Origin of the sequence: Pseudooceanicola nitratireducens (genome assembly GCF_900109195.1) — a bacterium.
Classification (GTDB): Bacteria; Pseudomonadota; Alphaproteobacteria; order Rhodobacterales; family Rhodobacteraceae; genus Pseudooceanicola; species Pseudooceanicola nitratireducens.
The window spans coordinates 392,586-411,640 of sequence record NZ_FNZG01000001.1 but is presented as its reverse complement, the minus strand read 5'-3'; the positions used below and the strand labels follow the sequence as shown (position 1 = coordinate 411,640).

Annotated in this window: 18 protein-coding genes; 8 read left to right on the top strand and 10 right to left on the bottom strand. The window is 64.8% G+C overall.

The genetic code is table 11. The features are described 5' to 3' along the window. The first annotated feature begins 29 nt into the window (after positions 1-29). From BMX99_RS01920 to BMX99_RS01900, 5 genes are all read left to right on the top strand, one after another. Positions 30-2,204, top strand: coding sequence for an RNA degradosome polyphosphate kinase (locus BMX99_RS01920; protein ID WP_093446477.1), 2,175 nt, complete (start codon positions 30-32; stop codon positions 2,202-2,204). Between the two features lie 152 nt (positions 2,205-2,356). Further along, on the top strand, positions 2,357-2,848 hold the full coding sequence (locus BMX99_RS01915) for a GNAT family N-acetyltransferase (RefSeq protein WP_244525612.1): 492 nt from the start codon (positions 2,357-2,359) through the stop codon (positions 2,846-2,848). A gap of 31 nt (positions 2,849-2,879) precedes the next feature. Next, positions 2,880-3,578, top strand: coding sequence for a molecular chaperone DjiA (locus tag BMX99_RS01910; protein ID WP_093446471.1), 699 nt, complete (start codon positions 2,880-2,882; stop codon positions 3,576-3,578). A 6-nt stretch (positions 3,579-3,584) separates the two neighbouring features. Beyond that, positions 3,585-4,595 carry an endonuclease/exonuclease/phosphatase family protein gene (locus BMX99_RS01905; RefSeq protein ID WP_093446468.1) on the top strand — a complete coding sequence of 337 codons (1,011 nt, stop codon included), beginning with the start codon at positions 3,585-3,587 and terminating at the stop codon, positions 4,593-4,595. An 85-nt stretch (positions 4,596-4,680) separates the two neighbouring features. Continuing rightward, positions 4,681-5,088: a hypothetical protein gene (locus BMX99_RS01900; RefSeq protein WP_093446465.1), complete on the top strand. Its 408-nt coding sequence runs from the start codon at positions 4,681-4,683 to the stop codon at positions 5,086-5,088. On the opposite strand, the gene BMX99_RS01895 is transcribed toward BMX99_RS01900, so the two are convergent. After that, positions 5,085-6,635 carry a Ppx/GppA family phosphatase gene (locus BMX99_RS01895; RefSeq protein ID WP_093446462.1) on the bottom strand — a complete coding sequence of 517 codons (1,551 nt, stop codon included), beginning with the start codon at positions 6,633-6,635 and terminating at the stop codon, positions 5,085-5,087. The genes BMX99_RS01900 and BMX99_RS01895 overlap by 4 nt on opposite strands. A 173-nt stretch (positions 6,636-6,808) precedes the next feature. Then, the gene (gene scpA / locus BMX99_RS01890; RefSeq protein WP_093446459.1) at positions 6,809-8,938 is read right to left on the bottom strand and encodes a methylmalonyl-CoA mutase; all 2,130 of its coding nucleotides are present in this window, start codon (positions 8,936-8,938) and stop codon (positions 6,809-6,811) included. Positions 8,939-9,114: 176 nt separating this feature from the next. On the opposite strand from scpA, the gene BMX99_RS20040 reads away from it, so the two are divergent. Next, positions 9,115-9,717 (top strand): DUF4174 domain-containing protein, encoded by a 603-nt coding sequence (locus BMX99_RS20040; protein ID WP_093446456.1) that lies wholly within the window; start codon positions 9,115-9,117, stop codon positions 9,715-9,717. A gap of 144 nt (positions 9,718-9,861) precedes the next feature. Here the strand turns inward: BMX99_RS20040 and BMX99_RS01880 are convergent, their stop codons facing one another. The 7 genes from BMX99_RS01880 to BMX99_RS01855 form a co-directional block, all read right to left on the bottom strand. Then, positions 9,862-11,892: an acetyl-CoA carboxylase biotin carboxylase subunit gene (locus BMX99_RS01880; protein WP_093446453.1), complete on the bottom strand. Its 2,031-nt coding sequence runs from the start codon at positions 11,890-11,892 to the stop codon at positions 9,862-9,864. Between the two features lie 149 nt (positions 11,893-12,041). Then, positions 12,042-12,260, bottom strand: coding sequence for a hypothetical protein (locus BMX99_RS01875; protein ID WP_093446447.1), 219 nt, complete (start codon positions 12,258-12,260; stop codon positions 12,042-12,044). A gap of 382 nt (positions 12,261-12,642) precedes the next feature. Further along, entirely contained in the window at positions 12,643-13,005 is a 363-nt protein-coding gene (locus BMX99_RS01870) for a hypothetical protein (RefSeq protein ID WP_093446442.1), read from the bottom strand. Between the two features lie 81 nt (positions 13,006-13,086). Further along, positions 13,087-13,221, bottom strand: a complete 135-nt coding sequence (locus BMX99_RS19960; protein WP_261315393.1) for a hypothetical protein — start codon at positions 13,219-13,221, stop codon at positions 13,087-13,089. Positions 13,222-13,435: 214 nt separating this feature from the next. Then, positions 13,436-13,894 (bottom strand): DUF6497 family protein, encoded by a 459-nt coding sequence (locus BMX99_RS01865; protein ID WP_093446439.1) that lies wholly within the window; start codon positions 13,892-13,894, stop codon positions 13,436-13,438. Then, a complete protein-coding gene (locus tag BMX99_RS01860; RefSeq protein WP_244525613.1) occupies positions 13,891-14,304 on the bottom strand; it encodes a hypothetical protein in 414 nt (137 codons plus the stop codon). The genes BMX99_RS01865 and BMX99_RS01860 overlap by 4 nt, the downstream gene beginning before the upstream one ends. Positions 14,305-14,313: 9 nt before the next feature. After that, on the bottom strand, positions 14,314-15,846 hold the full coding sequence (locus BMX99_RS01855) for an acyl-CoA carboxylase subunit beta (RefSeq protein WP_093446436.1): 1,533 nt from the start codon (positions 15,844-15,846) through the stop codon (positions 14,314-14,316). A 245-nt stretch (positions 15,847-16,091) separates the two neighbouring features. Here BMX99_RS01855 and BMX99_RS01850 point away from each other — a divergent pair, with 245 nt between their 5' ends. Together BMX99_RS01850 and BMX99_RS01845 are read left to right on the top strand one after the other, a co-directional pair. Next, positions 16,092-17,303 (top strand): multidrug effflux MFS transporter, encoded by a 1,212-nt coding sequence (locus BMX99_RS01850; RefSeq protein ID WP_244525614.1) that lies wholly within the window; start codon positions 16,092-16,094, stop codon positions 17,301-17,303. A 71-nt stretch (positions 17,304-17,374) separates the two neighbouring features. Continuing rightward, positions 17,375-18,802, top strand: coding sequence for a helix-turn-helix domain-containing protein (locus tag BMX99_RS01845; RefSeq protein ID WP_093446433.1), 1,428 nt, complete (start codon positions 17,375-17,377; stop codon positions 18,800-18,802). On the opposite strand, the gene BMX99_RS01840 is transcribed toward BMX99_RS01845, so the two are convergent. Continuing rightward, positions 18,787-19,038 carry a YdcH family protein gene (locus BMX99_RS01840; RefSeq protein ID WP_093446429.1) on the bottom strand — a complete coding sequence of 84 codons (252 nt, stop codon included), beginning with the start codon at positions 19,036-19,038 and terminating at the stop codon, positions 18,787-18,789. The genes BMX99_RS01845 and BMX99_RS01840 overlap by 16 nt on opposite strands. Positions 19,039-19,055 lie beyond the last annotated feature (17 nt).

The following is a 19,055-nucleotide window of genomic DNA, read 5'->3' as shown; positions in this document are numbered from 1 at the left end:
AAGACCGTCCAATCAGACGGAAGCGACATATGACCAGCGCAGACTTCTTGAAATCGGACCTGCCCCCCGCACAGGTTCTGAAGACCATCGATATCGACGGTCCCGGCCGCTTCGTGAATCGCGAACTCAGCTGGCTGGGCTTCAACTGGCGCGTGCTGGAAGAGGCCGAGAACCCCAAGGTCCCGCTTCTGGAACGGCTGCGGTTCCTGTCGATCAGCGCCACCAACCTGGATGAATTCTACACCGTCCGTGTCGCGGGCCTGCGCGAACTGACCCGCGAAGGCCATACCCACGCCGCCGCCGACGGGCTGACGCCCGCCGAACAGCTGGTGCTGATCGACGAGGACGCGCGCCGCCTGATGGCGCGGCAACAGGGGATCCTGGACAAGCTGCAGCTTCAGATGCGCGAAGAGGGCCTGACCGTCCTGCGCCAGGACGAGTTGTCGGACGACGATCTGGCCTATCTGCGCGACGTCTTCCTGATGCAGGTCTTCCCGGTGCTGTCGCCGCTGGCGGTGGACCCCGCGCACCCCTTCCCCTTCATTCCGAACATGGGCTTTTCGCTGGCCCTGACGCTGGAACGGCGCAAGGACAAGAATTCGCTGATGGCGCTGCTGCCGATCCCGCAGCAGATCTCTCGCTTTGTGGCGCTGCCAAGCGCGCCGGGTCAGCACCGGTTCCTGCCGCTGGAAGACCTTCTGCTGCTGAACATCGATCAGCTGTTCCCGGGCTATCGCACCAAGGGGTCCTGTACCTTCCGGGTGCTGCGCGACAGCGACCTTGAGGTCGAGGAAGAGGCCGAGGATCTGGTGCGCGAATTCGAAACCGCGCTGAAACGCCGTCGCCGTGGCGAAGTGATCCGCATGAAGATCTCGGCCGAGGCCCCGGCAGCGCTGAAGACCGTCATCATGCGCGAATTGCACGTCACCCCCGACGAGGTGGTCGAGGTTCAGGGCCTGATCGGCATCTCGGACCTGAAGGAGCTGGTGATCGACGCGCGGCCCGACCTGCTGTGGCCCTCGTTCACGCCGCGTGTCCCGGAACGGGTGCAGGACCACGACGGCGACATGTTCGCCGCGATTCGCCAGAAGGACATGCTGCTGCACCACCCGTACGAGACCTTCGACATGGTGGTGCGTTTCCTGCAGCAGGCCGCCCATGACCCGGACGTGGTGGCGATCAAGCAGACGCTGTACCGGACGTCCAAGGACAGCCCGATCGTCGCCGCGCTGTGCGATGCGGCCGAGGATGGCAAATCGGTGACCGCCCTGGTGGAACTGAAGGCCCGCTTTGACGAGGCCGCGAACATCCGCCAGTCGCGCCGGCTGGAGCGTGCGGGCGCGCATGTGGTCTATGGCTTCGTCGACTGGAAGACCCACGCCAAGATTTCCACCGTGGTGCGGCGCGAAGGCGACAAGCTTGTCACCTATACCCATTATGGGACGGGCAACTATCACCCGATCACCGCGAAGATCTACACCGACCTCAGCTTCTTCACCTGCGATGCCTCGCTTGGGCGGGACGCGACGAAGGTCTTCAACTACCTCTCGGGCTATGCCCAACCCGAGACGCTGGAAAACCTCAAGATCTCGCCCCACCTGATGAAGGACTTCCTTCTGGCCCAATTCGAGGCCGAGGCCGAACATGCCCGCGCCGGACGTCCTGCGCAGATCTGGGCCAAGATGAATTCGCTGATCGACCCCGAGATCATCGACGGGCTGTACCGTGCCAGCCAGGCGGGCGTCAGGATCGACCTGGTGATCCGGGGCATCTGCGGGCTGCGCCCTGGCGTGAAAGGCCTGTCGGACAACATCCGGGTGAAGTCCATCGTCGGGCGCTACCTGGAACACAGCCGGATCGTCTGTTTCGGCAATGGCCACGGGCTGCCGTCGAAAAAGGGGCGGGTGTTCATCTCGTCCGCCGACTGGATGGGCCGCAACCTGAACCGCCGGGTGGAAACCCTGGTCGAGATCACCAACCCCACGGTCAAGGCGCAGATCGTCAGCCAGATCATGGCGGCGAACTTTGCCGACCAGGCGCAAAGCTGGGTGATGCAGCCCGATGGTCATTTCGCCCGGCCTGAACTGGCCGAGGGCGAATTCGCCTTCAACTGCCACCGGTTCTTCATGGAAAACCCGTCGCTTTCCGGTCGCGGATCGGCCGGGGCCAGCGACGTGCCGGTGCTGACCCACGACACCGACTGATCCCCTTCTGATCGGGGTCTCGGCGCAAAGGGTTTCAAAGCCCTGACCGGATCGTGAAGCGGATGGGGCGCACCCCCGTCCGCTTTCGCTTTTCCCCGGCAGCGATCCGGGTCAGAGTGTCGGGCCAACCCCCAAGCCTTGACAGGTCCCCCGTGAACCAGATCCGCCCTGCCCTGCCGGAAGACATCGCCCCGCTGCTTGCCCTGTGGAACCCGATCATCCGGGACACGACGGTCACCTTTGCCTCGGCCCAACGGGACGAGGCGGGGCTGACCGCCTATGTCGAAGATCGCCGCGCGCGGGGCCGCGAAACCTTTGTTGCGCTGGTCGATGGCGTGGTGGCGGGCTTTGCCTCCTACGATCAGTTCCGTGGCGGGGATGGCTATGTCCATGCGATGGAACACACGGTCATCCTGGGCGTGGCCGCGCGCGGACAGGGGCTGGGGCGCGCCCTGATGCAGGCGGTGGAAAGCCACGCCCGCGAAAGGGGTGCCCATATCATGGTGGCCGGCATCAGCGGGGAAAACGCCGCCGGGATCGCCTTTCATCAGGCCATGGGCTACGACCACGTCGGTCGGATGCCGCAGGCCGGGCGCAAGTTCGGGCGGTGGCTTGATCTTGTTCTCATGCAGAAAACCCTCTGACATTGCCGCAGTGCCGCGATAAACTGAACCCATGTCCGTCTGGAGCCGCATATCCGAAGCCCTTGAAGCCCTGCGCCGTGGCGAAAGCCTGTCGCAGGTCTTTGACCGGCTGCGCGCCCCGCCCGAAAGATCCGTCGCCTTTACCATCGCCGTGATCGCGCTTGGCGCGAAGATGGCCAAGGCCGATGGCCAGGTCACCCGCGATGAAGTCACCGCCTTCCGCGAAGTGTTCCAAATCGCCGAACAGGACGAGGCCCAGGCGGCGCGGGTCTTCAACCTGGCGCGCCAGGACGTCGCCGGTTTCGACGTCTATGCCGGCCGCATCGCCGAGATGTTCGGCCCGGCAAGCGAGACGCTTTGCGACATCATGGACGGGCTGTTCCATATCGCCATGGCCGACGGCGGCTATCACCCGGCCGAGGATGAATTCCTGGCCGAGGTGGCGCGCATCTTCGGCATGGGCGAGGCGCGGTTCCGCAACCTGCGCGCCCGCCATGTGCCCGACGCCATGGCCGATCCCTACGCGATCCTCGGCGTTGATCCGGGGGCGACCTATGACGAGGTCCGCGCCGCCTGGAAACGGCTGGTGCGTGAAAACCACCCCGACCGGCTGGCCGCTCGTGGCCTGCCGCAAGAGGCGATGAGCATGGCCGAAAGGCGCCTGATCGACATCAACCTCGCCTGGGACGAGATCAACGCCAAGCGCCCGACAGACGCGCTGGTGCTGTAGCGGGCTATGCGCTTCGTCAGCTACAATATCGAGTGGTTCGACGCGCTTTTCGATGACGATGGCCGGTTGCTTCTGGATGACGGCTGGTCCGCCCGCCGCGACGTGACCCGCGCCCAGCAGGCCGAGGCGATCGCCACCGTGCTGACCGCGCTGGATGCCGACGGCCTCATGGTGATCGAGGCCCCGGACACCAACCGCCGCCGCAATTCCGTCCGCGCGCTTCAGAGCTTTGCCGAGGCATTCGATCTGCGCGCCCGCCGCGCCGTCACCGGCTATGTGAACACCACCCAGCAGGAAATCGCCTTTCTGTATGATCCCGACCGGATGGTGGTCAGCCACAGCCCGCAAGGGCTGCCCGACGCCCCCCATGCGCCGCGCTTCGACACCGAATTCCGCATCGACTTGGATATCGACGCGACCGAGGATCAGGTGCGGTTTTCCAAACCCCCGCTGGAACTGGCGGTGGAAACCAACCGGGGCACGCGGCTGCGGCTGATCGGCGTGCACCTGAAATCCAAGGCCCCGCATGGCGCCCGCGCCCGGGACGAGGTGATGCGCCTGTCCATCGCCAACCGCCGCAAGCAGCTGGCCCAGGCGATCTGGCTGCGGCAGCGCATCGCCCAGCATCTGGCAGAAGGCGACAGCCTGATCGTCATGGGCGATCTGAACGACGGCCCCGGGCTGGACGAATATGAAAACCTGTTCGGCCGCTCCTCAGTCGAGATCGTGATGGGCGACGGGGACACGCAGATCTATGATCCCCATGCGGCGCAGGCGCTGACCTCGAAGCTTGCGGCCTCACCAACCTCGGCGCGGTTCTATATCCAGCCCGAGAAACGATATCTTCAGGCGCTTCTGGATTATGCGATGATTTCCCCGGACCTTATGGCGCAGGATCCACGCTGGCGGATCTGGCATCCCTTCGACGATTCCGACTGCTATGCCCGGGCGGAGCTGCGCGATGCGTTGATCACCGCCTCGGACCATTTCCCGGTGGTGCTGGACATCGACGTCTAGGCGAGCTTGCCCTTATCCGGGGGCTGATCCGGGACGCGTTCTTCCATCGCCTTTCATTCAGACGATCAAAGCTTATATCTGGGTCATGAAACGCCTGATCCTGATCTCTGCCCTGGCCTTCGCGCCCCTGCCCGCCCTGTCGCAGGATAGCGCGCCACAGGACACGACCGAAGAGGACAGCCGGTCCCTGATGTCGCGCGGGATCGACTTGTTCTTCCGCGGCCTCAGTGACGAGATGGAGCCGGCGATGCGCGACTTCGGGGCCTTCCTGGACGAGGCCGGGCCCGCCATGCGCAGCTTTCTTCAGGAAATGGGCCCCGCCCTGTCCGAGCTCTTCGCGGATGTGAAGGATTTCTCGGTCTATCATCCGCCGGAACGGCTTCCCAATGGGGACATCATCATGCGCCGCAAGACCCCGGATGAGCTCCCGGATGCCCCGGACGATACCCCGGACGGCAGGGAAACCGCCCCGGAGGGGGCGATCGACCTTTAGCGGGTCATCCGCACGTCCAGCGTCGCATCCAGCGACCCCGCGAGCGATTTCAGCCGCGACATCGCCACCTCTCCCAGCAGGGGCCAGGCGGCTTCGGACAGGCGCAGTTCAAGCACGCGTTTCTTGGGATACCAGCGGAATTCGCCGGGGATCGCGTCCGCCTCGAGCCAGAGCATCGCGCCGAACCGCATCGCCTTGCCCAGGATCTCGGCCTGCAGCTGCTCGGCCTCGGTCAGATAGCCATAGAGGTTTTCAAACGACGTGCCTTCGCGCTTGTTGCGGTAGCGGTGCAGCAGGGCAAGGCCCAGAAAGATCCGTTCCTTGTGCTTCAGCCCGCCCAGGTTGGCGCGGGTGGCATTGTCGAAACAGACCTCGGCCCTGTAATCGGGATGCGCGCGCCAGGTCACGTCGTGCAACAGACAGGCGGCCTTGATGATACGCTGCTTTTCCGGCTTGGCGGCGCGGAAGATCGGGTGGATGAACTTGTACAGGGTGCGCCCAAAGCCCGGCAGGCGGGCATCCTTGGCCTCGGCAAAGCGGCAGGCCTCGATCAGGGGATCGCGGTCGCGTAGGGCCTGGGGCATCTGCTGGTACAGCATGCCCTCGCGGATGCCATAGCTGGAGACGGCGATGTCATGCGGGCGGAAAGCGCTGACGATTTCGGTCAGCACTTCCGAGGCAAAGGGCACCAGTTCCATCCGCGCCGACGAGATGCTGCACCGCCCGCGCAGCTCGTTCAGGTCGGATTCGCGGATGTAGTCGGCGGTGGCGCGGATCGCCTTGGTGGACATGCGGTATTCATGCAGCACGTGCAGCGGATAGGCCTGCCGGTCCATGTCGATGCGCGCGATGGCCCGCCAGGAGCCGCCGACAAGGAACAGCCGGTCGCGCTGCGATCCCATCTGGTCCAGAAGCTCGGCCACGACCTGCTTGATATAGGCGCGCCGTCCCTTCCGGCCGCCGGGGATTTCGCGCAGCTTCAGCGGCCCCAGGGCCGATGTGACGCGCCGCCCGACCTGACCGCCCTTGATTTCCGCCAGTTCCAGCGAGGATCCACCGATGTCGCAGACAAGGCCGTAGCTGCCGGGCCAGCCCAGAAGCACGCCCTGCGCGGACAGCCGGGCCTCTTCCGCGCCGGGGATCACGTTGATCCGCAGGCCGGTTTCGCGATGCACCTGGTCGACAAAATCCTGCCCGTCCTCGGCATCGCGCACGGCGGCGGTGGCCACGGCGGTCAGGGGCGTGGCCTCCATCCCGTGGGCAAGAAGCTGAAAGCGCTTGATCGCGGCCAGGGCACGGGCGCGGCCTTCGGGGTTCAGGCGTCCGGTTTCGGACAGGCCCGCGCCCAGGGCGCACATGATCTTTTCGTTGTAGAAATAGGCCGGGCTGCGCGCCGCGCCGTCGAATACCACCAGCCGGACCGAGTTCGACCCGACATCCACGACGCCCACGCGGCTGAGGTGCCGGACAGAGGGGTCAGAGAACAAGGGCCGTTCGAACGGCCCCCATTCGACATCTTTCTGGTCGGCAGAGGCAGATACATCCATGGAACCGGGCCTTGGTCGTTAGATCACGCCTTTCATTGCAGCCGAACGGGGCAGCGTCAACACGCAGCACCCGTTGGCGGCCCCGCGCCCTTGGGGCAATTTCGATCCCAGACGCGGCCGCCCGCCCCTGCGAGGCCCGCATGCAAGGGCGGGACGAGCGGCTCGTCGCGCCCTTACGCGCGCGCCTCGCGGATCAGGCGCAGGATGTCCTGCGCGGCCGAGGGGATATTGGTCCCCGGCCCGAAGATCGCCTTTACACCGGCCTTCTTCAGGAAATCGTAGTCCTGCTGCGGGATCACACCGCCGCAGATCACGATGATGTCGCCCGCGTCCTTGCCCTTCAGCGCCTCGATCAGCTGCGGGGCCAGGGTCTTGTGACCGGCGGCCTGGGACGAAATCCCCACGACGTGCACGTCGTTGTCGATGGCGTCCTGCGCGGCCTCGTCCGGCGTCTGGAACAGCGGGCCCACGTCGACGTCGAACCCGATGTCGGCAAAGGCCGTGGCAATCACCTTGGCGCCGCGGTCGTGGCCGTCCTGGCCCATCTTGACCACCAGAAGACGCGGGCGGCGGCCCTCTTCCTCGGCAAAGGCTTCGATGTCCTTCTGGATGGCGGCAAAGCCTTCGTCGCCTTCATAGGCGGCGCCGTAGACGCCCGCCAGGGTCTTCACCTCGGCGCGGTGGCGGCCGAATTCCTTCTCCATTGCCATGCTGATTTCTCCGACAGAGGCGCGGGCGCGGGCGGCTTCGACCGCGGCTTCCAACAGGTTGCCGCCTTCCTTGGCGCGGCGGGTCAATTCATCAAGCGCGGCCTGGCAGGCGGCCTCGTCCCGGGTCGCACGGATCTGTTCCAGGCGCTTGATCTGGCTTTCGCGCACGGCGACGTTGTCGACATCCAGGATGTCGATCGGGTCTTCCTTGTCCTTGCGGTACTTGTTGACGCCGACGATGACCTCTTCGCCACGGTCGATCATGGCCTGACGGCGCGCGGCCGATTCCTCGATCCGCAGCTTGGGCATGCCAGAGGCCACAGCCTTGGTCATGCCGCCCATCTCCTCGACCTCTTCCATCAGGGCCCAGGCCTTGTTGATCAGCTCATCCGTGAGGCTTTCGATATAGTAGGAGCCCGCCAGCGGATCGACGACCTTGGTCACGCCGGTTTCTTCCTGAAGCACCAGCTGGGTGTTCCGGGCGATCCGGGCCGAGAAGTCCGTGGGCAGCGCGATCGCCTCGTCCAGGGCGTTGGTGTGCAGCGACTGGGTGCCGCCCAGGACCGCCGACATGGCTTCATACGCGGTGCGGATGACGTTGTTGTAGGGGTCCTGTTCCTGCAAGGACACGCCCGAGGTCTGGCAGTGCGTCCGCAGCATCTTGGACCGTTCGTTCTTGGCCCCGAATTCCGTCATGACGCGGTGCCACAGGGTGCGCGCCGCGCGCAGCTTGGCGATCTCCATGAAGAAGTTCATGCCGATGGCAAAGAAGAACGACAGACGCCCCGCGAATTTGTCGACGTCCATGCCGGCCTCGATCGCGGCCTTCACGTATTCCCGGCCGTCGGCCAGGGTATAGGCCAGTTCCTGTACCAGGTTCGCACCGGCCTCCTGCATGTGATAGCCGGAGATCGAGATCGAGTTGAACTTGGGCATCTCGTTCGAGGTGTATTCGATGATATCGGAAATGATCTTCATCGAGGGCTGGGGCGGATAGATATAGGTGTTCCGCACCATGAATTCCTTCAGGATGTCGTTCTGGATCGTGCCCGCCAGGACCGACTTGTCATGGCCCTGCTCCTCGCCCGTCACGATGAAGGAGGCCAGGATCGGGATCACCGCGCCGTTCATCGTCATCGACACCGACACCTGATCCAGCGGGATGCCGTCGAACAGGATCTTCATGTCCTCGACGCTGTCGATGGCCACACCGGCCTTGCCGACGTCACCCACCACGCGGGGGTGGTCGCTGTCATAGCCGCGGTGCGTCGCCAGGTCGAAGGCGACCGACACGCCCTGCTGACCGGCGGCCAGGTTGCGGCGATAAAAGGCGTTGGATTCCTCGGCGGTCGAGAAACCGGCGTACTGGCGGATGGTCCAGGGACGGCCCGCGTACATCGTCGCCTTGGGGCCACGGGTGAAGGGGGCCATGCCGGGCATCGAGCCCAGGTGATCCAGCCCCTCGGTGTCTTCTTCGGTGTACAGCGGCTTGACCCGGATGCCTTCCAGCGTGTCCCAGTTCAGCGTGTCGGGCGATTTGCCCTTCATTTCCTTCTGGGCCAGCTCCGCCCAGGCGTCTTTTTTCGATGCCATGGTGAAAATCCTCTTATTGGCCGGGGGTGCCGTGGCAGGGGGCCCTGCCCGGCGTTCCGGGAATTTCAGCTCCGGTTGCGACCGGAAGTGGAAGGGGATCGGGACAAATCCCGACGCGATGGATGACGGCGCGGCTTTCCGACCCTATATCGGTAGGTACGGAGGACTGGCCCTTGATGCGTAAACTTCTGACTTGTCTTGTCATTCTGGCGTCCGGCCCGCTGGCCGCGCAGGATGCCGTCTCTGCGACCGCCCCAGGGGCAAGTGCCGGCACGGGCGCGGATGCGGCCCCTGTCGTACCCGCGCAGGCCGCCGACACGAAGGAACAACCGGCTTCACAACCTGCGGGCCAGGCCGGGACAGAGACGCCCCCCGAACCCGCCGCCCAGGCGACCGACGGGATCTTTCCCGCCCAACCGCCCGAAACGGTCGAGGAGCTGCGCTGGATCAAGCGCGTCGTCGCGGTCTTTGCCGACAGCCCGAACGACCCGCTGTTCCGCCGCCAGATGGAGGCGCTGGAGCGTGATCCCGCCCCCCTGGCCTTTCGCGACGTGGTGGTGCTGACCGACACCGACCCTGCCGCCGACAGCGCCCTGCGCCAGACCTTCCGGCCGCGCGGCTTCATGCTGGTGCTGGTCGGCAAGGACGGGCAGATCAAGCTGCGCAAGCCGTTGCCCTGGGACGTGCGGGAACTGTCCCGCGCCATCGACAAATCGCCGCTGCGCCAGCAGGAACTGCGTGACCTGGGCCAGCGCGGCGGCGTGGCCATCGGACGGTAGAGCCGAACCGGGGCCCCTGCGGCCCCGGCCAGTTTTTCGGACAGGTTTTCTGCCAGGTCCCCCCGGACGACCCGACGCGCGCGGCGGGGATGCACCCCAATGGCCCGCGACGGGATCAATATCAGGGGGATGGCATGCATCGGATCACTCGAATTCCATGATCACTTCGTCGACGGCCAGGCTGTCGCCTGCGCCGGCGTTGATCTTGGAGACAACGCCCTTCTTCTCGGCGCGAAGGATGTTTTCCATCTTCATCGCCTCGATGGTGCACAGCGCCTGGCCCTCCTGGACCTCCTGGCCTTCTTCCACGTCGATCTTCACCACCAGGCCCGGCATCGGGCAGAGCAGCAGTTTCGACGTGTCGGGCGGCAGTTTTTCCGGCATCAGGCGTGCCAGTTCCGCGTGGCGCGGGCTGCGCACATGCACCTTCAGGTCCGCGCCGCGATTGCGGATGCGGAACCCGCCCGAGATCTTGCCGACCTTCAGCACCAGGGGCGCATCGCCCACGGTCATCTCGGCCAGCTGATCGCCCGGGGTCCAGTTGCCTTCGACCCGCAGCGAAGTACCGTCCGAGAAGGCGACCGTCGCGCCCTTGGGATCGGCGTCGATGGTGGTCTCGAAATCGCGGCCCTGCAGGGTGACGACCCAATCTTCGCCGACGTGGCGTTCGTGGTTGTCCATCCGGCCCGAGACGCGGGTGCGGCGGATCTCGGCGACACGGTTCATCGCGGCACAGGCGGCGGCGATGCGGCGCAGGTCGTCCTCGGGCAGCTCGACGCCGTCGAAGCCTTCGGGATATTCTTCGGCGATGAAGGCGGTGGTCATGTCACCGCTGATGAACTTCGGGTGGTCCATCACGGCCGACAGGAAGGGCAGGTTGTGACCGATGCCTTCGACCTCGAAGCTGTCCAGCGCGACGCGCATCGCCTCGATCGCCGCCTCGCGGGTCGGGGCCCAGGTGCAGAGCTTGGCGATCATCGGGTCGTAGTACATGCTGATCTCGCCGCCTTCATAGACGCCGGTGTCGTTGCGCACGACCACGTCGCCCGCGTCACCGGGGGCCACACCGGGGGTGTAGCCGGCGGTTTCCGAAGGCGGGCGATAGCGGGTCAGACGCCCGATGGAGGGCAGGAAGTTCCGATAGGGATCTTCCGCATACAGGCGGTTTTCGATGGCCCAGCCGGTCAGTTTCACGTCGTCCTGGGTGATGCTCAGCGGCTCGCCGTTGGCGACGCGGATCATCTGCTCCACCAGGTCGACACCGGTGATCAGTTCCGTCACCGGGTGTTCCACCTGCAGGCGGGTGTTCATTTCCAGGAAGTAGAAGTTCTTGGACCCGTCGACGATGAATTCCACGGTACCGGCAGAGGCATAGCCCACGGCCTTGGCCAGGGCCACGGCCTGGTCGCCCATGGCCTTGCGGGTGGCTTCATCCAGGAAGGGGCTGGGGGCCTCTTCGACGACCTTCTGGTTGCGGCGCTGGATCGAACATTCGCGTTCGCCCAAGTAGACGCCGTTGCCATGCGCGTCGCACAGAACCTGAATTTCGATGTGGCGCGGCTGGGTGACGAACTTTTCGATAAAGATCCGGTCGTCGCCAAAGCTGTTCGCGGCCTCGTTCTTGGACGACTGGAAGCCTTCGCGGGCCTCCTGATCATTCCAGGCGATGCGCATGCCCTTGCCGCCGCCGCCGGCGCTGGCCTTGATCATCACGGGATAGCCGATATCGTTCGAGATCTTCACGGCTTCGTCCGCGTCCTCGATCAGGCCCATGTAGCCGGGCACGGTCGACACGCCTGCTTCCTGCGCGATCTTCTTACTTGTGATCTTGTCGCCCATGGCTTCGATCGCCTTGACGGGCGGGCCGATGAAGGCGACGCCGGCGGCATCCAGCGCCTCGGCGAATTTCGCGTTTTCCGACAGGAAGCCATAGCCCGGGTGCACGGCCTGCGCGCCGGATTCCTTGATGGCCGCCATCACCTTGTCTATGACGATATAGGACTGGTTGGCAGGCGGCGGGCCGATGTGGATCGCTTCGTCCGCCATCGAGACGTGCAGCGCATTGCGGTCGGCGTCAGAATAGATGGCCACCGTCTGGATGCCCATCTTGCGCGCGGTCTTGATGACGCGGCAGGCGATCTCACCCCGGTTGGCGATCAGGATTTTATCGAACATATCAGTCCCTTCCCCGGCTTTTGGCCCAGTCCCTGGTTCCGGATGTCCCGGAACGAATTTGCATGCAAAAACCCCGTCGCAGACCGGCTGCGGCGGGGTTCATGTCGATGTGACCCGACGGGCGGACCCGGCGGGTGATATCTGTCAGATCAGTTGACGCTCCGGCAGGCGCCGGGGTTCGACTGGCAATAGGCAACGTTCGCTGCGCCACCGATGATGGCACCGGTGCCGATGTTGCCGCCCGTGACTGCTGCGGTGCCAAGGCCGGCTGCGCCGCCGACAAGGGCTTGTTCCCCGACAGTGCCGCCGCAAGCCGCAAGGCCCGCGAAACCGACAAATGCCACGGCGATGATTTTTGCTCTGCGCATCGTTCCGTTACTCCTCGATCAATGCATGTCGACTGATTAACAGACGGCGCGCGGGAAAGTTCCATCGCAAAATCATGCTCGGCAGGTTTTGGCCGAAGGGGCTGATTTCGGGGGATCTCCGCATGCTGCGAAAAAAGGGCGGACGGTCTGACCTTGGGGACATCAGACCGCCCGTTAAGGGAAGGGTAACGGTAGTGACCCGCCGCCGTCCGGTTGTACGGCCGACCGGCGACACAAGCGACGTTGCCCGCGATTCCGGGGCGATCAAAGGCCGTTTTCGCGGATGCAGAAGATTGGGCCGAAACCTGCCCATGCGCGCGCTGCGCTGGCAGGAATTCGCCCAAAATCCGCGGCATCGCGGTGCCTGTCGCCCCGTTTTGCATCACCAGAGATCCCCATTCTCTTCAAAGACTTGGGGAAAGCTTGCGCGGGCGGCGTCTTCGTCGATGCGCAGCAGCGCCTCGTAGCTTTCGGGATCAAAAGGATCGTCCACTGCCACGACTTCGCGCCCGAACAGCCAGGACAGCCGACCGGCGTCCAGGTTGCCACGCTCAAAAGGCTCGGCCCCGAAATGTTCCCACAGTGCCGCCAGGAAGCCTTCGTCGGCACGGCGGTCGGGGGCACGGCGGTCGCGATAGCGTTCGCGCCGGGTGATCGGGGATGCGCCCTTGGGATTGGCGCGCCGGATGGTGAACTGGAAATCGGTGCCACGAAGGCGTCCGGGGAAACCGCGGTGTTTCAGCATGGCCGTCCCTTTCCGGTCAGGCCCGCGGTCATGCGTGCAAGGGGTGCCGGGGCGGGCCCGAAGGCCCGACCCCGAATGCGCTTACTTGTACTTGCCAGTGTAAACCGGCTCGACCGAGACCGGCTCGGGCTCGACATAGACCGGCTCGGGCTGAGCACATGCGGCTGCGAAAGCAACCAGACCGAAAGCGAAGGTGAGTTTGATGCTCTTGGACATCCGTTTCTCCTGTACATTGTCCCAACCTGACGCCCGCCGGTGAATTCCGACGCGCATCGGCTGCTTGAGGGCAGGTCTTGGGAACCGCCTTCACAGAACATAGCGCAATTTTTTTCACTTTCATACGGAGAGCTTAGGGCCGAAAGCCGCTGTGACGGGAAAGACGCAGCGCCCAAGCGGGAAGTTGCGCGTTTTGCTAGATATAGTGGGGACATCAGAATGCCTCCCATATGCAGGTGCCGTTTTCCAACCGGAATGCCTCGAAAAACTGGGGAATTTCAGGGTTCGATACCCCGAATTCCATCGGCGCGGCCGCGATCGAGATCACCGCCTGCGCCGCCGTCACCGGGGCCTGAGGCTGGTAGCGCAGGGCGTCGGTCTGGCACAATGCCTGAAAATCATCCGCAACCGCCGCACGGTCGGCGCGGGTCATGCCCGGGGCCACATAGCGCAGCCGCAGCCACAGCGTTCCGTCGGGTTGGGTTTCCTCGCGGACCTCTTGCAGGGACAGCGCGCGGCCCGAGGGCACGGCGATCACCGCTGCTTCGACGCGCGCGGGATTAGAGTGCCCAGAATCTGAGGGCACGGGCGAGGGCCCCTCCTGCCCTCGCACCGTGGTCGCGGCGGCGCAGAGCACCCCCATGGCCGCGACGTTTATCCAAGACCGGATCATTCTGCCCGGCCCTTCCGGCCCCGCGCCGAATGGCCTTTGGCGGCTTGGCCCTTGGCCGCTTGGCCCTTTACAGCTTGGGCCGTCCAGCGGGCGCGATTGGTCGGGTTCGCCAGAATATCGCTCAGCGCGGCCTCGGCCCCGCCGGCAGCACGCGGGGCCGCCAGCCGTCCGCCCGCCTCGATCGTCACGCCATGGGCGGCGCGGGTCACGCGGACCACCGGGGAAAAGCCCCGCACGCGCTGAAGCCCGCGCCAGACGTCCTGGCGCACCTGATGTGCCAGCCGTCCAAGCGACAGCCCCGCATCCCCGGACAGATCGGCGCGCGCGACCACGTCGAACCGGGCCGGCAGGTGCCGGGCCAGGGTCAGCGTGTCGGCGTCGCGCGCCATATGGCAGGTGTTGCGGGTCATCTCAGGCGATCACAGCGGAATGTTGTCGTGCTTTTTCCAGGGGTTCTGGAGCTTCTTGTTGCGCAGCGACGCAAAGGCGCGCGCCACCCGCTTGCGGGTCGATTTCGGCTGGATCACCTCGTCGATGAAGCCCTTTTCGGCCGCCACGAAGGGGTTGGCGAAACGGTCTTCATAGTTCTGCGTGCGTTCGGCGATCTTCTCTGCATCGCCCAGTTCCGAGCGGTACAGGATCTCGACCGCGCCCTTGGCCCCCATCACGGCGATTTCCGCCGTCGGCCATGCGTAGTTGAAATCGCCCCGCAGGTGTTTGGACGCCATCACGTCATAGGCACCGCCATAGGCCTTGCGGGTGATGACCGTGACCTTGGGGACCGTCGCCTCGCCATAGGCGAACAGCAGCTTCGCGCCGTGCTTGATGACCCCGCCGTATTCCTGCGTCGTGCCGGGCAGGAAGCCGGGCACGTCGACGAAGGTCAGGATCGGGATTTCGAACGCGTCGCAGAAGCGGACAAAGCGCGCGGCCTTGCGGCTGGAGTCGATGTCCAGACAGCCCGCCAGAACCATCGGCTGGTTGGCGACGACACCCACGGTCTGGCCTTCCAGACGGATGAAGCCGGTGATGATGTTCTTGGCGTAGTCTTCCTGGATCTCGTAGAAATCGCCTTCGTCCGCGACCTTCAGGATCAGTTCCTTCATGTCGTAGGGGGTGTTGGCATTTTCCGGGATCAGCGTGTCCAGGCTATCCTCGATCCGGCCGGGCGCGTCGAAGAAGGGACGCACGGGCGGCTTTTCGCGGTTGTTCAGCGGCAGGAAGTCGACCAGGCGACGCACCTCGGCCAGGGCTTCGACATCGTTTTCAAACGCGCCGTCGGCAACGCTGGATTTCTTGGTATGGGTCGATGCACCGCCCAGTTCCTCGGCGGTGACGACCTCGTTCGTGACGGTCTTCACCACGTCGGGGCCGGTTACGAACATGTAAGAGCTGTCCTTCACCATGAAGATGAAGTCGGTCATCGCGGGCGAGTAAACCGCGCCACCGGCACAGGGGCCCATGATGACAGAGATCTGCGGCACCACGCCCGAGGCCATGATGTTGCGCTGGAACACGTCGGCGTAACCGGCAAGCGAGGCGACACCTTCCTGGATCCGCGCGCCGCCCGAATCGTTCAGACCGATGACCGGGGCGCCATTCTGGATCGCCATATCCATGATCTTGCAGATCTTCTGGGCGTGGGTTTCAGACAGCGACCCGCCGAAAACGGTGAAATCCTGAGAGAAGACATAGACCATGCGGCCATTGATCGTGCCCCAGCCGGTGACGACCCCGTCGCCCGCAGGGCGTTGTTCTTCCATGCCAAAATCGGTGCAGCGATGCGCCACGAACATGTCGAATTCCTCGAAACTGTCGTGGTCGAGCAAAAGTTCGATCCGTTCACGGGCGGTCAGCTTGCCCTTGGCGTGCTGGCTGTCGATCCGCTTCTGGCCGCCACCCAGGCGGGCGGCTTCGCGGCGGTCGTGAAGCTCTTGCAGGATGTCCTTCATGGGGCTGCTTCCTCTTGACGGGGTGTCCTGACGGGCCGGGCGGCCCTGTCCATTCTGGCCGGACCATAGGGGCTTTGCTGCGCAAGCCAAAGGAGGATTTGGCAAATTTGCAAAGAATTGGCAGCGCAGCTAAAGCTAATTGCAAACCAGCAAATTAGCTCAGAGCCGCATATCCGAGCTTGCGAAAAATACATGACACCTACATGGACTTTGACCAAGTGCACGGATAACGCAGATTGATGGCCATGATCGACAACGCCCCCCGCTACATGCGGAATGACTCTCCGCCCCACGTGACGACGCTGATCCTGCTGGCGTCCATGACCGCCCTGGCGATGAACGTCTTCCTGCCGTCCCTGCCCCGCATGGCCGAGCATTTCGACGCGCCCTACCGTTATGTCCAGCTGTCGGTTGCCGTCTTCCTGGCCACCAACGGGCTGCTGCAGCTGTTCGTCGGGCCGATGGCGGACAAGTTCGGACGCCGGCCGATCATCCTGTGGGGGCTTGGCATCTTCTGCGTCGCGACGCTTGGCTGCATCTATGCGCCAAACGTGGGCGTCTTCCTGGTATTCCGATCCCTGCAGGCCACCTGCGCGGTGGCCATGGTGCTGTCGCGCGCCGTGGTGCGGGACATGCACACCGCCGACCGGGCCGCATCCGTGCTGGGCTACGTGGTCATGGGCATGTCGATCGTGCCGATGATCGCCCCCGCCATCGGCGGCGTCCTGGATCAGGCCTTCGGCTGGCAGTCGACCTTCTGGGTGCTGTTCGGCTTTGGCTTTGTCGTGCTGCTGATCGTCTGGTTCGACCTGGGCGAAACCGGCACGCCAAGCGGGCTGACCCTGGGCCGTCAGTTCGCGGAATACCCCGAGCTTCTGCGCTCGCCCCGGTTCTGGGGCTATTGCCTGGCCACCGCCTTCACCTCGGGGGCCTTCTTTGCCTTCCTGGGCGGCGCACCCTTCGTGGCGTCCAACGTCTATGGCATGACCCCGGCGCAGTTCGGCTATTTCACCGGGGCCCCGGCCATCGGATACTTCCTGGGCAACTGGATGACCGGCATGTTCGCTGCCCGCGTCGGGCTGAACCGGATGATCCTTGCCGGCACGCTGATTGCCACCGCCGGCCTGGTGGTGTCGCTGCTGCTGACGGTGAACGGCCACAGCTCTCCTTACGTGTTCTTCGGGTTCATGACAGTGGTGGGTCTGGGCAACGGGTTGGTGCTGCCCTCGGGGACGTCGGGCATGCTGTCGGTGCGGCCGCACCTGTCGGGCACCGCCGCCGGTCTGGGCGGTTCGATCCAGATCCTGGGCGGCGCGGCGCTGTCGGCGCTTGGCGGGGCGGTCCTGACACAAGGCGGCACCGAAACGCCGCTCATCGTGATCATGACCCTGACCTCGACCGCCAGCGTCCTGGCGATCCTCGCCGTGGTGTGGAGAGAGCGTCGCCTCGCACGATAATCCCTTGTTAAGGTCAATTTGCAAAGTTACCCATATCAAAGTGGAAACTTGCAAATTCGACGGTGACCGGGATGGCAACCAAGAAACTTTATGCGGGCGCGAAGCTGCGGGAAACGCGCCAGCGCCTGGGGCTGACCCAGAAGGATTTCGCAGCCAAGCTTGGCGTTTCCCTGCCCTATCTGAACCAGATGGAGAACAACAACCGCCCGGTGTCCACCACCGTGGTCCTGTCGCTTGCGCAGGAATTCGGTTTCGACGTGACGGAACTGTCGACCGGCGACAGCGAACGGCTGGTGTCCGACATGCGCGAGGCGATGGCGGATCCGATCCTGGCCGATGTGGCCCCGCCGCTGGCCGATGTGCGGCTGACCGCCTCGAACGCGCCGGCGCTGGCCCGCGCCTTCCTGCATCTGCACCGGGCCTACCGGCAGACCCATGAACGGCTTGCCTCGCTCGACGAGGCATTGGGCCGGGAAGATGCGCGCACCCTGCCGTCGCCCTGGGACGAGGTGCGGGATTTCTTCCACTATTGCGACAATTACATCGACGCGGTCGACCGCGCGGCCGAGAATTTCGCTAGCCCCCTGGGCACTGCCGAGGCCGCCCGCCCCGGCGACCAGGACAAGAACGTGCGCGTGCGCGCCGTGTCTACCCTGGGCAACATGGGGATCCGCGTCGAATTCAGCGACACCCAGAAGCTGCGCCAATACGACCCCGAGACCAAGAAACTGACCCTGTCGCGCCGGGCCGCGCATGAAACCCAGACCTTCCAGCTGCTGCTGCAGGTGGCGCTGCTGAAACAGGATCCGCTGCTTGAGGCGACGCTGGACCTGGCGCGGTTCCAGACCGACGCGGCGCGGTCCATCGCCAAGATCGGGCTGGCCAATTACTTTGCCGGGGCGGCGATGATGCCCTACGGAGCCTTCCTTGAGGCCGCCCGAGAGGTCCGCCATGATCTGGAGCTTCTGGCGCTGCGCTTTGGCGCCTCGATCGAGCAGGTGGCGCATCGGCTGTCGACGCTGCAACGCCCCGGGGCCAAGGGCATTCCCTTCTTCTTCGTGCGGGTCGATCAGGCGGGCACGATCACCAAACGGCATTCGGCCACCCGGCTGCAATTCGCGCGCTTCGGCGGGGCCTGCCCGCTGTGGAACGTGCACCGCGCCTTTGAAACGCCGGGCCGGTTCCTGCGCCAGCTGGCGGAAACGCCGGACGGGGTGCGCTATATCTCAATCGCTCGGGATGTGTCGAAACCGGGGGGCAGCTGGGGCGCACCGGACCGGCGCTTTGCCATCGCCCTGGGGTGCGAGGTCACCCATGCCTCGGACATCGTCTATGCCGATGACCTGGATCCCGGCCGGCCCGACACCTTCGAGCCGATCGGGATTTCGTGTCGGATCTGCGAACGCGAGCACTGCCACCAGCGGTCCGTCCCGCCGCTGGAACGGCGGCTGACCATCGACGTCAACGCCCGCGCGACCCTGCCTTACGAGGTCGGCTGAGGTGCCTTGAGCACAGCATAAAGCTTGTCCTTCAGCGCGCCGCGTTCCTTGCGCAGCTCGATCATGGCCAGGTCTTCCATCGGTTCGACATTGGTTTCGGCGCGGTGGATCTGGCGGTTCAGGGCGTGATATTCCTCGGCCATGCGGGCGAAATGGGCATCGACCTGTTTCAGCACGCTGATGGCTTCGGCGTGTTCGGGGAAATCATCGTGCAGTTCGTGGGGTGTGTTGGACATCGTATCCCTCCTTTGGC

What these genes read in the sequence shown, in the direction of transcription:
- BMX99_RS01860 (WP_244525613.1), bottom strand. Translation starts at nt 14,304, where the DNA reads ATGACCCGCAACACCTGCCATATGGCGCGCGACGCCGACACGCTGACC.
- BMX99_RS01870 (WP_093446442.1), bottom strand. Translation starts at nt 13,005, where the DNA reads ATGCTGAAACACCGCGGTTTCCCCGGACGCCTTCGTGGCACCGATTTC.
- BMX99_RS01855 (WP_093446436.1), bottom strand. Translation starts at nt 15,846, where the DNA reads ATGAAGGACATCCTGCAAGAGCTTCACGACCGCCGCGAAGCCGCCCGC.
- BMX99_RS01865 (WP_093446439.1), bottom strand. Translation starts at nt 13,894, where the DNA reads ATGATCCGGTCTTGGATAAACGTCGCGGCCATGGGGGTGCTCTGCGCC.
- BMX99_RS01905 (WP_093446468.1), top strand. Translation starts at nt 3,585, where the DNA reads ATGCGCTTCGTCAGCTACAATATCGAGTGGTTCGACGCGCTTTTCGAT.
- BMX99_RS01910 (WP_093446471.1), top strand. Translation starts at nt 2,880, where the DNA reads ATGTCCGTCTGGAGCCGCATATCCGAAGCCCTTGAAGCCCTGCGCCGT.
- BMX99_RS01900 (WP_093446465.1), top strand. Translation starts at nt 4,681, where the DNA reads ATGAAACGCCTGATCCTGATCTCTGCCCTGGCCTTCGCGCCCCTGCCC.
- BMX99_RS01880 (WP_093446453.1), bottom strand. Translation starts at nt 11,892, where the DNA reads ATGTTCGATAAAATCCTGATCGCCAACCGGGGTGAGATCGCCTGCCGC.
- BMX99_RS01895 (WP_093446462.1), bottom strand. Translation starts at nt 6,635, where the DNA reads ATGGATGTATCTGCCTCTGCCGACCAGAAAGATGTCGAATGGGGGCCG.
- BMX99_RS01845 (WP_093446433.1), top strand. Translation starts at nt 17,375, where the DNA reads ATGGCAACCAAGAAACTTTATGCGGGCGCGAAGCTGCGGGAAACGCGC.
- scpA (WP_093446459.1), bottom strand. Translation starts at nt 8,938, where the DNA reads ATGGCATCGAAAAAAGACGCCTGGGCGGAGCTGGCCCAGAAGGAAATG.
- BMX99_RS01840 (WP_093446429.1), bottom strand. Translation starts at nt 19,038, where the DNA reads ATGTCCAACACACCCCACGAACTGCACGATGATTTCCCCGAACACGCC.
- BMX99_RS20040 (WP_093446456.1), top strand. Translation starts at nt 9,115, where the DNA reads ATGCGTAAACTTCTGACTTGTCTTGTCATTCTGGCGTCCGGCCCGCTG.
- BMX99_RS01920 (WP_093446477.1), top strand. Translation starts at nt 30, where the DNA reads ATGACCAGCGCAGACTTCTTGAAATCGGACCTGCCCCCCGCACAGGTT.
- BMX99_RS19960 (WP_261315393.1), bottom strand. Translation starts at nt 13,221, where the DNA reads ATGTCCAAGAGCATCAAACTCACCTTCGCTTTCGGTCTGGTTGCTTTC.
- BMX99_RS01850 (WP_244525614.1), top strand. Translation starts at nt 16,092, where the DNA reads ATGATCGACAACGCCCCCCGCTACATGCGGAATGACTCTCCGCCCCAC.
- BMX99_RS01875 (WP_093446447.1), bottom strand. Translation starts at nt 12,260, where the DNA reads ATGCGCAGAGCAAAAATCATCGCCGTGGCATTTGTCGGTTTCGCGGGC.